This is a genomic window from Lentzea californiensis (assembly GCF_024648825.1).
In the GTDB taxonomy this organism is placed as follows: domain Bacteria; phylum Actinomycetota; class Actinomycetes; order Mycobacteriales; family Pseudonocardiaceae; genus Lentzea; species Lentzea californiensis.
In genome coordinates this window covers 1-15,134 of sequence record NZ_JANBBE010000008.1, presented here as the reverse complement: position 1 = coordinate 15,134, position 15,134 = coordinate 1, and the positions used below count along the sequence as shown (strand labels likewise).

Below are 15,134 nucleotides of genomic sequence, written 5' to 3'. Positions count from 1 at the left end.
GACGGTGATTTCACCATGTGTTCCCCCAGGTCCACGAGTCTTCCGCGGGGGATCTTAACCTCGTTCAGGCCTTCCCGAGGGCGATGCGAAGTTCCTCACGACCGGTAACGCCCAGCACCCCGTAGATCGCGTGCAGGTGGTTGTCGACGGTGCGCTTGGACGTGTGGAGCCGCCCGGCGATCTGCTGGTTGGTGAGTCCGGACGTGGCGAGGTGGGCCACCTCGGCCTGGCGGCGGGTCAGGTGGGTGAGGTCGCCGGCGCGCAGGACCGGGGTGTGGACGCCGTCGAAGCCGCGCATCAGGAGGGCCTGCCGGGCGGAGGCCTGGGAGGCGGCACGGGCGTTGCCCCGGGTTCGGTGCAGACGGGTGGCGGCGGCCAGGGCCTCAGCGGCGTACAGGGTGGCGCCGAGGCGCTGGAAGTCCGTTGCCGTGGTCTCCAGGGCGGTCGGTGCGGCGTGCGCGAGGGCGGTCGCGTGTGAGGCGTAGGCCTTCGTCATCGGGTCGTCCATGGTGGCCGTGAGGGCCGTTAGGCGCAGGGACGCGTCCACGCCGTAGCGGGCGGCATCGTGCAGTGCCATGGCCTCGCCGCCGTGCACGCCCAGTTCGGCGCACTCGTTGGCGGCGGCCATGGCTGCATCAGCTGCGGCGCGGATGTCACCGGTGCTCGCGAGCACCCAGGAGCGGGTCACCGAGACCGTGGTGCCGCTCAGGCGCCAGGCTGGGCGGCGGGCCTTCTCGGCGCGGGCCAGTGTCTGCTGGGCCAGGGTGGCGTCACCGGAGATCGCCGCGGCGACGGCCAGGTTCGCCAGCGCGATGGCGTCGAAGAGCAGGGGACCCGTGCGGGATTTCGGGCTGCCTTCGCGGGCCATGCGCAAGGCTTGGGAGCCGTTGCCTCGCATGCGCGCGCAGAACGACAGCACGCTGTAGAGCGATGTCGCGCCCGTGAACGCCAGATCGTCGAACGGCCGGTCGTACATCGTCAGCGCGAGAGCCTCCGCCTCGGCGAGACGGCCGGCGAACGCCAGTGCGAAGCACTGCATGCGCAGTGCGCCGTCGTCTGGTTCGGCAAGGTCTTCCAGTGCCTCGTAGGCGGTGATTTCCTGCGCGACCTCGCGATAGCGGCCCGCTTGCAGGAGGCACAACGCTCTGGTGCGTCGCATGTGGACGGTGAGATGAGGTGCCACGGGGCGGTAGGTGCGTTCGAGCACCGTCGTCACGTGATGGTGTTGTGCGTCCAGGATGACCCGGACGACCTGCAACCAGTCGTGCACGTCCGCCGGGAGGCCGGGTACGTCGGCGGCGTCGAGCGTCGCGGCGGCGCTGTCCGCGTCACCAAGGCCGAAGTGCAGGTTCATCGCGCGGGTCGCGGCGAGGTGGCTCAGGTCCTCCGCCGGCAGCGGGCCGGCCATCACGTCGGCGAGGGTCGCTTCGGCCTGCGACGGCTCGTGGCCGTGCATCAGCACCTGGCCGAACACGTGCCCGACCCGGTTCAGGCCGCCTGCCTCGACAGCGGCGCGGCAGAGGCGTTGGGCGAGCGTCACGTCCTGCGCGGCCCAGGCCTGTTCGGCGGCCTCGGCGAGCAGGGTCGCCGAGGTGGGGGAGCCGCCGTCGAGCCGCCACGTGGTGATGCGCATGAGGTCTTCACGGCGGCGCGCGCCCGTCGCCTCCAGGGCGGTGGCCAGCGCTCGTCGGTGTGCCCGCGCGCGCAACGTCGGGCACGTCGCGCGAAGCAGGCTGCCGTACAACGGGTGTCCGAGCCGCACGACCGTGCGACGTCCTGAGGGCACGACACGGATCAACCCGCGCGTCTCCAGGTCGTCCAGCGCCTCGTCGCGCACGAGCGATGCCAGCAGGTCCAGTTCCACCGGCTCGGAATACGCGAGCAGTTCCAGCGCTTGCCGGTGCGACGGTTCCAACCGGCCGAGGTTGGACCGCACGAGCTCCGCGAGCCGCCCGCCGAGCTCGATCGCGCCGTGCCACGACCAGATGCCGTCGTCTGCGCGCAACGTGCCCACCGCGCGCCCCGACACGACGAGTTCCCTGAGGTACAACGGGTTTCCCGCGCTGGCGAACCACAGCAGTGACGCCGACCGCGTGTCGGCCGGGTCGCCCAGCGCGCGTTCGAGCAGCAGGTCGGACTCGGCGCGCGACAGGTCACCGAGCGGGCAATGGCGCAGCAGCCCTTCCTGCCACAACTCAGTGCGCTCACCCGGCCGTGAAGTCACGAGCACCCGTGCGTGTCCATGCCGGATCACGTGGTGCAGCAACGCGATGGAGGCGTCGTCCAGCAGATGCGCGTCGTCCACCACGATCACCAACGGCTGCGGTTCGGACAGGAGGTGCTCCACGGCGCGACCGAGCGGGTTCGCCGTGCGCAGGTCAGCGGGCAGCATCGCGGCCATCGCCCCGAACGGGATGGCCGACGTCGCCACCGTCGCATAGCAACGCCGCACGGCGAGTCCGGAGCGCTCCAGCCGTGCCACGACCTCGTCCGTGAGTCGCGTCTTGCCCACACCGGCCGGTCCGACGAGCGCGGCGCCGTTGCCTGACGTGAGCGCGGACATCACGTCCTCGATTTCCCGCACCCTGCCCACGAACGGCCACACGACTCGCAGTGTGCCGAAGGGCCGGCCCGCCGCGCACATCGATTTACGCGCCGTGGCCGAACAACTCGCGCAAGCCACCCCGTCCCGTCACGCCCACTGCCGCGTACGTCGTGTGCAGATGGTTGTCCACGGTCCGTTTGGCGATCGCCAGGCGTTCGGCGATCTCGACGTTCGTCAGTCCGGCCACGGCGAGACGCGCGATCTCCAGCTGACGTGGCGTCAGCGCGGCGAGCGTGCGAGTCATCACGAGACCAGGGGTGGTCGCGCCGTCGAACGTCTCCGCGAGCGCCGCCGCCTGCCGTTCCAGCCGGTCCGCCTCACGAGGCCGGTCGTGCAGACGCGACAGTCTGCTGGCTTCCGCGAGCGCCTCAGCCGCGTACAACGTGGCACCGCACGCCGTGAACGCCACCGCCACCTCCTCCAGCCCCGCCGGGTCACGCAACGCGCGCGCCTGGGCGTGCGAGGCGTACGCGGTCGTGAGCGGCTCCTTACGTGACTTCGCGAGTTCCAACAGACGAGGTGAGGTGTCCGCACCGAACCGTGCGGCGTCGTGCAGCGACACGATCTCCTCAGAGTTCGCGCCGTGCGTCCGAGCCAAGACGGCGTTGTCCAGGGCGGCCTGCATCGCCTCCTGGACATGCCCAGCCCCAGCGAGCACCCACGACCGTGCGGCCCCTACGGCGAACCGCGCCACACGCCACGCGGGCCGCAAGCCGGCCTCCGCACGTGCCAAGGCCCGGAAAGCACGATCCGACTGCCCCTGCAACGCCGCGCCGGCCGCGAACTCGGCCAGCAGCAGCACGTCCCACATCATCGGCGGCGCGGCCGGGTCCGGCACGCCCTCGGCGGAGATCCGCACGGCCGACGCGGCCTTCCCGCGCAACCGCGCGCTCTGGCTCAGCAACACCCGCGACGGCACCTGGGTGACCGCCCAGCGGTCCTCCTCGATCACCTCCGCGAGCGCTTGCGAGGCCCGCCTCTCCGCACCCACCAGGTCACCGGACCGCAGCATGCTCTCGGTGCGCACGCCCTGAGCCGCGCTCATCAGCGACGGGAACCGCCCCGCTGTCGCCAGCACGGCCTGATGGTTGCCCTCGATCCGTGCGATGGCCTCGGTGTAGCGGCCCGCGAACTGGTCCGTGAACGCCAGCACCTGCCGTCCCGCAGTCGCCGCCCAGCCGCCCTCCGCGAGCAACAGCTCACCGCCCAGCCGTGCGACGCACAACGGTGCAGCCTCCAGCGCCAACGTCAGCGAGAAGAACAACACCGCGTGCTCCATCTCGGCGGACAGTTTCCGTGCTGTCACGAGATCCAGCACGGCCACGGCGGCGTCCTCGTCACCGAGGCCGAAGAACAGGTTGAACGCGCGCGTACAGCCGACCTGGATCAACGTCAGTGTGTCGCCGCCCGCCGCCATGGTCTCGGCGAGCACTTCCTCGGCCTGTGCGCACTGACGCTGGTACATCAGCACAAGGCCCAGCACGAGTCCCACGCGCGATGTCGCCCCGCGGGCCACAGCGGCACGCGCGAGCCGCTCGGCGAGTTCCCAGTCCTGAGCGGACAGTGCCTGCTCGGCGGCTCGCGCCAGCACACCGGACGACTCGGCCGTCCCGCTGTCGAGCCGCCACGTCGCGACGCGCAGCGCGTCACCGGGACGGCCGGCACTCGCCAGCCGATCGGCCAACGCACGCCTGTGTGCCCGTGCGCGCAATGTCGGACAGGTGGCCCGCAGGCGTGCGCTGTAGAGCGGATGAGCGACGCACGCCCGCCGGTCGTCACCGACGCGCACGAACCCCATGTCCACGAGGTCCTGCGGCACGGACATCAGCCCGGCTTCGAGCGGTTCGCCGTACGCGAGCAGCTCCAGCGCCCGCCGCTGCGGATCCGCGAGCCGTCCCAGCGCGAGGTCGACGAGCTCGGCGAGCCGCCCGGACAGCTCCAGCGGCCCGCTCCAGTGCCACCCGCCCTCGGTCTCGGTCAACGCGCCGCGGTGCCGACCAGCCGCGACGAGTTCTTTGAGGTACAACGGGTTTCCACGGCTGTTCGCCCACACCAGGTGCCGGGTCGAGGCATCGGCCGGCCCGCCGAGAGCCGCTGCCAGCAACGCGTCCGCGCGCTTCCGATCCAGCGCGTCGACCGCGATGACGGTCAACCGCTCCATGCCCCAACCAGGCCGTGCCGTGCACATGACTCGCATCAGCCGGTGACGCACGAGGTGCTGCAACACCAACAACGACGCGTCGTCGAGCAGATGCGCGTCATCGACCGACAACACCCGCCGCCCGCCACGAGAGAGGTGCTCGGCGGCTGCGCGCACGGACGACGACGGCAGGATCGAACTCTGCGAGGCGGGCAGATCGGTGGGCACGAGTGACGCGATCGCGCCGAGGGGAATCCGGGACGTGGCGACCGTGGCGTAACAGCGCACGACGGGACGCGGCACCGCAGCGAGTGCCTCACCGGCCAGCCGTGTCTTTCCCACGCCAGAAGGACCGGTAAGCAGCACCGCGCCGTCCACGGCCAACGCCCGCAGCACGGTCCGCAACTCTTCCTCGCGCCCGACCAGGGGCAGCTGATCGCTCACACGAGGTAGGTGCCCGGCTCCGCTGCGCAGATACGCAGCGGAGCGCGCGCCTAGTAACCCAGAGCGGTCTTGATGTCCTGCTCGACGGCGGCGGTCGTGACGAACAACAGCTCGTCGCCGCCCTCGAGCGTGTCGTCCGGCTGCGGCACGATGACCCGCCCGCCGCGCAGGATCGTCACCAGGGCGGCGTCCCGCGGCATCGACAGCTCCGAGACCGCCCGGCCGGCGAACGGCGTCGCCTCGTCGAGCGTGATCTCCACGAGGTTCGCCTGCCCCTGCCGCAACGTCATCAGGCGTACGACGTCGCCGATCGTCACGGACTCCTCGACCATGGCGGCCAGCAGTCGTGGCGTGGACACGGCCACGTCGACACCCCACGACTCGGTGAAGAGCCATTCGTTCGTCGGGTCGTTCACGCGTGCGATGACGCGCCGGACGGCGAACTCCGTCTTGGCGAGCAGCGACACCACGAGGTTGACCTTGTCGTCACCGGTCGCGGCGATCACCACGTCGCACAGTTGCATGCCCGCGTCCTCCAAAGAGGACAACTCGCACGCGTCGGCCTGGACCCACTCGGCCTGCTCGACGGAGTTCGGGTCGAAGTGCGCCCGGTCCCGCTCGATCAGCATGACCTGGTGCCCGTCCGAGACGAGCTCCTGCGCGATGGACCGTCCCACCGCTCCCGCACCAGCGATCGCTACCCGCATCAGCTCTCCTCCGGTGCCTGCAGCGCCGCCGCCGCGACGTCGGTGATCGTGCCGGACAGCGCCGCCACGTAGATGGAGTCGTCGGCCTGCACGACGGTCTTCGCGTCCGGCAGCACCCCCGTGCCGAAGCGCATCACGAACGCCACCCGCGCGCCGATCGCCTCTTCGAGCTCGCGCACCGGCCGCCCCACCCAGGCCTCGTCGACCTCGATCGGCAGCACCGCCACGGTGCCGGACGGGTCGCGCCACGCGGTCGACGCCCCTTCGGGCAGCAACATCCGCAGGAACCTGTCGGTGCTCCACGGCACCGTCGCCACGGTCGGGATGCCCAGGCGCTCGTACACCGCAGCACGCTTGTGGTCGTAGATGCGCGCGACGACGTGCTCGACGCCGAACGTCTCACGCGCGACCCGCGCCGAAATGATGTTCGAGTTGTCGCCGCTGGAGACCGCCGCGAACGCGCCCGCGCGCTCGACACCGGCCTCGATCAGGACATTACGGTCGAAACCGTTGCCGATGACCTGCTGTCCGTGGAAGTCGCTGCCCAGCCTGCGGAACGACTGCGAATCCTTGTCGATCACGGCGACCTGGTGGTCGAGTCGCTCCAGGGCCCTGGCCAGGGACGCCCCCACCCGGCCACATCCCATGATCACCACGTGCACGACATGCCTCCTCAGGCGAACTCTCCGCAGAACCTACCGAGCATCAGCCCGTCCCGGTGAGCGGACCCCTTACGCTCTGGCCGTGTCCAAGCTCGCCACCGCTGCCAAGCGCCTCCTGGTCGGACGGCCGTTCCGCAGTGATCGCCTCGCGCACACCCTCCTGCCCAAACGCATCGCCCTCCCCGTGTTCGCCTCCGACGCCATGTCGTCGGTCGCCTACGCGCCGGAGGAGATCTTCCTGATGCTGTCGGTGGCGGGCCTGAGCGCCTACGCCATGGCGCCATGGGTCGGGGTCGCGGTCATCGTGGTGATGCTCACCGTGGTGGCCAGCTACCGGCAGAACGTGCACGCCTACCCGTCCGGTGGCGGCGACTACGAGGTCGCGACGGTCAACCTCGGCCGCAGAGCGGGGCTCACGGTGGCGAGCGCCCTGCTCGTCGACTACATCCTCACGGTCGCGGTGTCGATCTCGGCGGCCGCGGCGAACATCGGTTCGGCGATCCCGTTCGTCGCGACCCACAAGGCGGAGTTCGCGGTCGCGGCCATCGTGCTGCTCACGGCGGTGAACCTGCGCGGCATCCGGGAGTCCGGCAGCGCGTTCGCCGTGCCGGTCTACGCGTTCATGATCGGTGTCTTCGGCCTGATCGGCTACGGCCTGTTCCGCGGGCTCGTGATGGGCGACGACATGCGGGCCGAGAGCTCCGGCCTGGAGATCCACGCCGAGCAGGACCACCTGATGGGGCTCGCGTTCGTGTTCCTGGTGCTGCGGGCGTTCTCGTCCGGCTGCGCCGCTCTCACCGGTGTCGAGGCGATCAGCAACGGCGTGCCCGCGTTCCGCAAGCCCAAGTCCCGCAACGCCGCGACGACGCTGCTGCTGATGGGCAGCATCTCGGTGGTCATGCTGATGGGCCTGATCGTCCTCGCCCAGCTGACCGACGTGCGGATGGCCGAGTTCCCCGCCCAGCAGATCACCAACGCGCCCGAGGGTTACGAGCAGAAGACGATGGTCGCGCAGATCGCGCACGCCGTGTTCGACAACTTCCCGCCCGGCTTCTACTTCATCGCCGGCGTCACCGCCCTGATCCTGGTGCTCGCCGCGAACACCGCGTTCAACGGGTTCCCGGTGCTCGGCTCGATCCTCGCCCAGGACCGCTACCTGCCGCGTCAGCTGCACACCCGCGGCGACCGGCTGGCGTTCTCCAACGGCATCATCTTCCTGGCCGGCTTCGCGGTCGTGCTGGTGATCGCGTTCGACGCCGAGGTCACCCGGCTGATCCAGCTCTACATCGTCGGTGTGTTCGTGTCGTTCACGCTCAGCCAGCTCGGCATGATCAAGCACTGGCAGCGGCTACTCAAGACCGAGACCGACGAGCAGGCGCGCAGGCGGATGCGGCGCTCGCAGGCGATCAACACGTTCGGTCTCGCGCTGACCGCGACGGTGCTGATCATCGTGCTGATCACGAAGTTCACCAAGGGCGCGTGGATCGCCATCGCCGCGATGGCCGCCATCTACGCGTTGATGACGGCGATCCGCAAGCACTACGACACCGTCGCCGAGGAACTGCGCAAGCAGGAGCGCGTGCGCACGATGCCCGCACGCAACCACGCGATGGTGCTGGTGTCCAAACTGCACATGCCGACCATCCGGGCGCTGTCCTACGCCAAGGCCGTGCGCCCGGACGTGCTGGAGGCCGTCACGGTCAACGTCGACGACGGCGACACCCGCAAGCTCGTCGCGGAGTGGGAGAAGGAGAACTTCAGGATCCCGCTGAAGGTGATCGAGTCCCCCTACCGGGAGATCACCAAGCCCGTTCTCGACTACGTCAAGCGCGTCCGGACGGACAACCCGCGCGACGTTGTTACGGTGTTCATCCCCGAGTACGTCGTCGGCCACTGGTGGGAGCAGCTCCTCCACAACCAGAGCGCGTTGCGACTCAAGGGAAGGCTGCTTTTCCAGCCGGGTGTGATGGTGACCAGCGTCCCGTGGCAGCTCGAGTCCTCGGTGAAGGTCAAGGACAAGGACGTCATCGCGCCCGGCGCTGTCCGAAGGGGACTTGACGACCGATGAGCACGACCAAGGAAGACTGGACCGGACGCAAGTTCGAGGTAGAGGTGGGGCCCGTCGCACACGGCGGGCATTTCATCGCACGGCACGAGGGGCGCGTTCTGTTCGTGCGTCACGCGCTGCCCGGCGAACGCGTCGTGGTGTCCGTGTACGAGGACAACGGCGGCTCGTTCTGCCGTGCGGACGCCGTGGAGATCCTCCAGGCGTCACCGGACCGCGTCGAGGCGCCCTGCCCGTTCAGCGGGCCCGGGATGTGCGGAGGCTGCGACTTCCAGCACGTCGCGTGGGACGCGCAACGCGAACTGAAGGCCCAGGTCGTCCAGGAGCAGCTCTCCAGGCTCGCCAAGATCGAACGGGACGTGGTCGTCGAGGCGCTGCCGGGCGGTCCGCTGGAGTGGCGGACCCGGATCCGGATGGCCGTCGGCCGTGACGGGAAGCCGGGTTTCCGGGGACTGCGTTCCCACGATGTGATCCCGGTCGACCACTGTGTGATCTCCCGGCCGGGCATGGTCGAGGCCGTGGCCGACCGAAAGTGGCGGGCGCAGGAGCTGACGATCGTCCAGGACGGTGACGGCAACCGTCATGTGGGTGAGGTGCGCGGCCGACACACCGCGCGACGCGCCGGAACCGGTACGGCCGTCGAGACCGCCGCCCAACGAAAGTGGCGAGTTTCCGCGGATGGTTTCTGGCAGGTCCACCCGGCCGCCGCGGACACGTTCGCGTCCGTCGTGGGGGAGTGGGCCGCGGCCGAGCCGGGGCAACGCGCGTGGGACCTCTACGGCGGCGCCGGGCTCTTCGCCTCCGTGCTCGGACGGCAGGTCGGTGAAAGCGGATCCGTGCTGGTCGTGGAGTCTTTCCCCGGTGCCGTGGAGGACGGCCGGCGCAACCTCCGGCGCATGTCCCAGGTCGAGTGGGTGGCCGACAAGGTGGAACTCGCCGTCACGCGCAAACTGCCCGTCGAGAACCCTCATGTCGTGGTCCTCGACCCCCCTCGCAAGGGTGCGGGCAAGGTCGTTGTGGCTGAAGTCGCACGACGCCGTCCCGAACGGGTCGTCTACGTCGCCTGCGACCCCGCCGCACTGGCACGCGACCTGGCCGAATTCACAGTTCAGGGGTACCGGCTCGCGGAACTGCGCGCATTCGACGCGTTCCCCATGACGCACCACATGGAGTGCATCGCCCTGCTCGTACCTGAGACGAGCTGAAGCTGCGTCTCAGTCGCGTCTCCGTAGACTGAGCCGAAGTCTTCAGGAGTGAGGTGGGCGTGGTGACCCTGCTGGAGTCCGTGCACGGACCAGCTGATCTGAAACGGATGGACGAGGCGCAGCTGTCGCAGCTGTGCGAGGAGATCCGTCGTTTTCTGGTCGACAAGGTGTCCAAGACGGGCGGGCACCTGGGCCCCAACCTGGGTGTCGTCGAGCTGACCGTGGCACTGCACCGGGTCTTCGACTCGCCGCAGGACCCGATCGTCTTCGACACCGGTCACCAGTCGTACGTGCACAAGATCGTCACGGGCCGCCGTGACGGGTTCGACCGGCTCCGCCAGCGCGGCGGGATGTCGGGCTACCCGTCGCGGTCGGAGTCCGAGCACGACGTGCAGGAGAGCTCACACGCCTCGACGGCGCTGTCGTACGCGGACGGCCTGGCGAAGGCGAAGCAGCTCAACGGCGCACACGGCCACGTGGTCGCGGTCGTCGGCGACGGCGCGCTGACCGGCGGCATGTGCTGGGAGGCGTTGAACAACATCGCGGCGGACAGGACGCGTCCGGTCGTGATCGTGGTCAACGACAACGGCCGCTCGTACTCGCCGACGATCGGTGGTCTCGCCGACCACCTGTCGTCGCTGAGGCTGCGGCCCGGCTACGAGCGCGTGCTGGAGAAGGGCAAGAGCGCGCTGCAGCAGACGCCGTTCTTCGGCAAGCCGCTCTACGCCGCCCTGCACGCCGCCAAGCGCGGCATCAAGGACGCGCTGGCGCCGCAGGCGATGTTCGAGGACCTCGGTCTTAAGTACATCGGCCCGGTCGACGGGCACGACATGGCGACGCTGGAGTCCGCACTGCAGCGCGCGAAGTCGTTCGGCGGCCCGGTGATCGTGCACGCGGTCACCCGCAAGGGCATGGGGTTCGCGCCGGCCGAGAACCACGAGGCCGACCAGATGCACGCCACCGGCGTCATCGACCCGATCACCGGCGAGAACGTCAAGCCGGCCAGCCGGACCTGGACGCACGTGTTCTCGGACTCGCTGGTCGAGGTCGGCCGTGAGCGCCCCGACGTCGTGGCGATCACCGCCGCGATGCAGGGGCCCACCGGCCTGGACGCGTTCGCGAAGGCGTTCCCGGAGCGGTTCTTCGACGTCGGCATCGCCGAGCAGCACGCCCTGACCTCGGCCGCCGGCCTGGCGATCGGCGGGCTGCACCCGGTCGTGGCCGTCTACGCGACGTTCCTCAACCGGGCGTTCGACCAGCTGCTGATGGACGTCGCGCTGCACAAGCAGGGCGTCACGGTCGTGCTGGACCGGGCCGGCGTCACCGGCCCGGACGGCGCGTCGCACCACGGCATGTGGGACATGTCGATCCTCGGCGTGATCCCCGGCGTCCACGTGGCGGCGCCGCGTGACGCCGGCACGCTGGTCGAGGAGCTGCGGGAGGCCGTGGCGATCTCGGACGCGCCGTCGGTGATCCGCTACCCGAAGGCCTCCGTCGGCCCGGACCTGCCCGCCCTGGAGCGCGTGGGTTCCGTGGACGTGCTTCGGCGGTCGGGTTCCGACGTGCTGCTGGTGACGGTCGGCGCGTTGGGCGAGCTCGGGCTCGAGGCCGCACAACGGCTGGAGGACCAGGGCATCGGCGTGACGGTCGTCGACCCGCGGTGGATCTACCCGATGTCGGTGGACCTCGTGGAGATGGCGGCGTCGCACAAGCTCGTGGTGACCGTGGAGGACGGTGGCCGCCACGGCGGCTTCGGTTCCTCTCTCGCGGCCGCCCTGCGCGACGCCGACGTCGAGGTGCCGTTGCGCGACATCGCTCTGCCGCAGCAGTTCCACGACCACGGTGAGCGTGGCGAGGTGCTCGCGCTGTGCGGCATCACCGCGCAGGACGTCGCACGCCGCGTGACGGAGTGGGCCGCTCGCCTGGAGTGCCTGCCCGTCGAAATTGACGAGCACGTCGAGAAGTAGGTCGGCTAACCTCCACCCACAGCGTTCGTTCTTGCGGCCCGGCAGGTCTTCCTCGCTCGGGTCCCGCGTTCTGCGGACGCCGTGGAGCCCTGTAACGGCACCAGGTTCAATTCCTGAACGCCACGACCCCGGTCGCACACCGGGGGCGACGAGCTTTGCGAGTCCCTTGTGGACTCCCGCTCGAAGTCCCGCCGGCCGGGGTCGTGGTCTACCCGGGTGGAGGTGGAGAGACGATGAAGCACACGTTGTACCCGTGGGAGCGGGCGGTCCAGTTCGATCGTGGGGTGCTGGTGGGCGAGGTCGAGCCCGGTCAGCACAAGTTCCCGCGGCACGTCGTGCTGCACCGCGTCGACCTCCGGCCGCGCACGATGACCCCGGCGGCTCAGGACGTTCCGACCGCTGACGGCGTGCTGGTCCGCGTCACCGTTGTCGTGCGGTGGGCCGTGTCCTCGGCGACGACGTTCGTGGTCGCGTCCGCAGGGCCTGAGGCTGAGCTCTACACGGCCGTGCAGCTCGCATTGCGCAGTGCAGTGGTCACGCGAGCGCACTCCGCCGTAGACCCTGAGCGTGACGCGATTTCCGCCGAGGTGCTGGCCGCCGTGGCGTCGCGGGCCGCTGAGCTGGGCGTATCGGTCTCCGACGTGGCAGTTCGCGACGTCGTGATGCCTGGTGAGCTGCGCCGGGCCGCGCTGGTCGAACTGGTGGCGGCCGCAGAGGGACGTGCGGCGCTGGAGCGGGCGCGCGGGGAGACGGCTGCGCTGCGGTCGTTGCTGAACGCGGCCAAGCTGGCGGAGGAGCACCCGGCGTTGCTGGAGCTCCGGGCACTGCAGACCGCCTCGACCGTCGTCGTCGATCGGCCTGCACGCAGGAAGTGAAGGTGTCGTTAAGCGCCTTCTCAGGTGCGTGTGGCACCTTTGAGGCGTGCGGATTTTGGTAGTCGAGGACGAGGCGCCTCTGGCCGACGCGATCGCTCGCGGCCTGAGGCGCGAAGGTATGGCCGTGGACATCGCCTACGACGGCGAGACCGGGCACGAGAAGTCGACCGTCACGCGGTACGACGTGGTTGTGCTCGACCGCGACCTGCCGGGGATGTCCGGCGACGAGCTGTGCAAGGAGATCCTCAGCTCCGGCGCGCTCACCAGGGTCATGATGCTGACGGCGAGCGGGTCCATCGAGGATCGCGTGTCCGGGCTGTCGCTCGGAGCGGACGACTACCTCGCGAAGCCGTTCGCGTTCCCCGAACTGGTCGCGCGCGTGCGGGCGCTCGCCCGGCGCGCGACTCCCGCGACGCCTCCGCTGCTCGCCGCTCAGGACGTGGAACTGGACCCGGCGCGGCGCACCGTGTCACGCGGCGGGCAGCCGATCGAGCTGACCCGCAAGGAGTTCGGCGTCCTCGAGGTGCTGCTCGCGGCCAAGGGCTCGGTCGTCAGCAGCGAGGAGCTGCTTGAGCGCGTGTGGGACGAGAACGCCGACCCGTTCACCACGACCGTGCGCGTAACTGTGATGACGTTGCGCAAGAAGCTCGGGGAACCGGGCATCATCGACACCGTCGTGGGCTCCGGCTACCGGGTGCCGAGTGCTTCGAACGGATCTGCTGAGGACTGACCTATGCGAAGGCGCGGACCAGGGCTTCGCCTTCGGATCACGCTCCTCACCACCGCGCTCGTCGCGGTGGTGAGCGCTGTCCTGCTGTTCCTCGGGTGGACGCTGGTCGGGCGGGTCTTCGACTCGTCGCCGTCGTTCCCCTCCGACACCCAGGTCACGGTGGACGGCGTCACCGTCACCGTGAAGGTGCTGACCGACGCGTTGACGGCCGCCGCCCGTCAGGACCTGCTGCGTGCCGGACTGATCGCATTCGCGTGCATGGTCGTGGCCGCCGCCGTGCTGACCTGGACGCTCACCGGTCGGGTCCTGAAGCCGCTGCACGACGTGACAGGGGCTGCCCGCCGGTTGTCCGCCGAGTCGCTGGGGTCGCGGTTGCGGCTGGAAGGCCCGCGCGACGAGGTCGCGGAGCTCGCGGACACGTTCGACGCGATGCTCGACCGCCTGGAAGCCGCCTTCGACTCGCAGCGCCGGTTCGTGGCGAACGCATCGCACGAACTGCGCACTCCTCTCTCGGTGGTGCGCACCGAGCTGGACGTGACTCTGTCCGATCCGGATGCCGACGCCGAAGAGCTGCGACGCATGGCCGGCGTCGTGCGTTCCGCGGGGGAGCGCGCCGAGCAGTTGGTGTCCGCTCTGCTGCTGCTCGCGCGCACGGACGGGATCGGGCTCGCCGTTCGGGAACCGGTCGACCTGTCCGCGGTGGTCGAGTCCGCGTGGAGGGCCGCACGGGCCGAGGCCGAGGCACGCAACCTGCGCACGGTGTTCCGGTGCGTGCCGGCGCTCGCGGTCGGCGATCCCGCGCTGCTGGAGCGGATCGCCGGCAACCTGCTGGAGAACGCCGTCCGCCACAACCACGTCGGCGGATGGATCGAGACCGTGGTGGAGACGGGACCGCAGTGGTCCGTTCTGCGGGTGTCGTCGTCGGGTCCGTTGATCCCGCCGGACCGCGTGGAGGAGCTGTTCGAGCCGTTCCGGCGTGGGGTCAAGGACCGGACCAGCCAGTCCGGCACGGGTCTGGGGCTCTCGATCGTGCGCGCCGCGGTCGCCGCTCATGGCGGGTTTGCGCAGGCAGTGGCCGTGCCGACCGGCGGTTTGTCGGTCACCGTGCACCTGCCGGCCGCACCTCGCTGAGGCCGGATGCAAGATTGTCGGCGTGGTCCCGGTCACACTCTGCGTCGATCTCGGCGGGTTTGAGCCGCCCGCGTGGTGTCTGACCTGCGGTTACGCCGTTAGTGACCCCCGATTTGGATCTCCTGGGGGCCCCGTGTAAATTTCTCCATGCCAGCACGGAACGGGCCGGGAAACACAGCCGGAACGGAGTGCGGCGAAAGACTTCTAAGCCTGACACAGCCCCGGAAGTGACTCTCTTCGGAGATTAGCTGCGGTGTGCGCGTGTTCTTTGAGAACTCAACAGCGTGCCGAAACACAGCCAGTAATATATGAATTACCTCCTCGTCGAGGTAGTTCCTTTGAGGCAAGACTAGATTGATGCCAGACATATTCCGTCTGGAGCGATCAAACATAATCCTTATTGGAGAGTTTGATCCTGGCTCAGGACGAACGCTGGCGGCGTGCTTAACACATGCAAGTCGAGCGGTAAGGCCCTTCGGGGTACACGAGCGGCGAACGGGTGAGTAACACGTGGGTAACCTGCCCTGTACTCTGGGATAAGCCTTGGAAACGAGGTCTAATACCGGATATGACACCGAACTGCATGGTTTGGTGTGGAAAGTT

General features: G+C 69.5%; 10 protein-coding genes and 1 rRNA gene. 7 read left to right on the top strand and 4 right to left on the bottom strand.

The window, feature by feature from the left end; translation table 11 throughout:
* Positions 1 to 64: 64 nt before the first annotated feature.
* Genes LX88_RS26790 through LX88_RS26775 form a run of 4 tightly spaced genes read right to left on the bottom strand, consistent with a single transcriptional unit; the run spans position 65 to position 6,558 of the window.
* Positions 65 to 2,605: an AAA family ATPase gene (locus LX88_RS26790; RefSeq protein WP_258950572.1), complete on the bottom strand. Its 2,541-nt coding sequence runs from the start codon at positions 2,603 to 2,605 to the stop codon at positions 65 to 67.
* Positions 2,606 to 2,648: 43 nt separating this feature from the next.
* Positions 2,649 to 5,189 (bottom strand): AAA family ATPase, encoded by a 2,541-nt coding sequence (locus LX88_RS26785; RefSeq protein ID WP_258950571.1) that lies wholly within the window; start codon positions 5,187 to 5,189, stop codon positions 2,649 to 2,651.
* A gap of 50 nt (positions 5,190 to 5,239) precedes the next feature.
* A complete protein-coding gene (locus LX88_RS26780; RefSeq protein ID WP_258950570.1) occupies positions 5,240 to 5,896 on the bottom strand; it encodes a potassium channel family protein in 657 nt (218 codons plus the stop codon).
* On the bottom strand, positions 5,896 to 6,558 hold the full coding sequence (locus LX88_RS26775) for a potassium channel family protein (protein WP_258950569.1): 663 nt from the start codon (positions 6,556 to 6,558) through the stop codon (positions 5,896 to 5,898). Before LX88_RS26775 ends, LX88_RS26780 begins: the two co-directional genes overlap by 1 nt.
* A gap of 82 nt (positions 6,559 to 6,640) precedes the next feature.
* Here LX88_RS26775 and LX88_RS26770 point away from each other — a divergent pair, with 82 nt between their 5' ends.
* From LX88_RS26770 to LX88_RS26740, 7 genes are all read left to right on the top strand, one after another.
* Positions 6,641 to 8,626, top strand: coding sequence for an APC family permease (locus tag LX88_RS26770; protein ID WP_258950568.1), 1,986 nt, complete (start codon positions 6,641 to 6,643; stop codon positions 8,624 to 8,626).
* Positions 8,623 to 9,828 carry a class I SAM-dependent RNA methyltransferase gene (locus LX88_RS26765; RefSeq protein WP_258950567.1) on the top strand — a complete coding sequence of 402 codons (1,206 nt, stop codon included), beginning with the start codon at positions 8,623 to 8,625 and terminating at the stop codon, positions 9,826 to 9,828. Before LX88_RS26770 ends, LX88_RS26765 begins: the two co-directional genes overlap by 4 nt.
* Before the next feature lie 62 nt (positions 9,829 to 9,890).
* Entirely contained in the window at positions 9,891 to 11,795 is a 1,905-nt protein-coding gene (dxs, locus tag LX88_RS26760; protein WP_258950566.1) for a 1-deoxy-D-xylulose-5-phosphate synthase, read from the top strand.
* A 233-nt stretch (positions 11,796 to 12,028) separates the two neighbouring features.
* Positions 12,029 to 12,670, top strand: coding sequence for an SPFH domain-containing protein (locus LX88_RS26755; RefSeq protein ID WP_258950565.1), 642 nt, complete (start codon positions 12,029 to 12,031; stop codon positions 12,668 to 12,670).
* Positions 12,671 to 12,716: 46 nt separating this feature from the next.
* Positions 12,717 to 13,400 (top strand): response regulator transcription factor, encoded by a 684-nt coding sequence (locus LX88_RS26750; RefSeq protein ID WP_090073441.1) that lies wholly within the window; start codon positions 12,717 to 12,719, stop codon positions 13,398 to 13,400.
* Positions 13,401 to 13,403: 3 nt separating this feature from the next.
* Complete coding sequence (locus tag LX88_RS26745) at positions 13,404 to 14,531, top strand: sensor histidine kinase (RefSeq protein WP_258950564.1); 1,128 nt, start codon at positions 13,404 to 13,406, stop codon at positions 14,529 to 14,531.
* Between the two features lie 397 nt (positions 14,532 to 14,928).
* A 16S ribosomal RNA gene (locus tag LX88_RS26740) occupies positions 14,929 to 15,134 on the top strand; the annotation flags it as partial.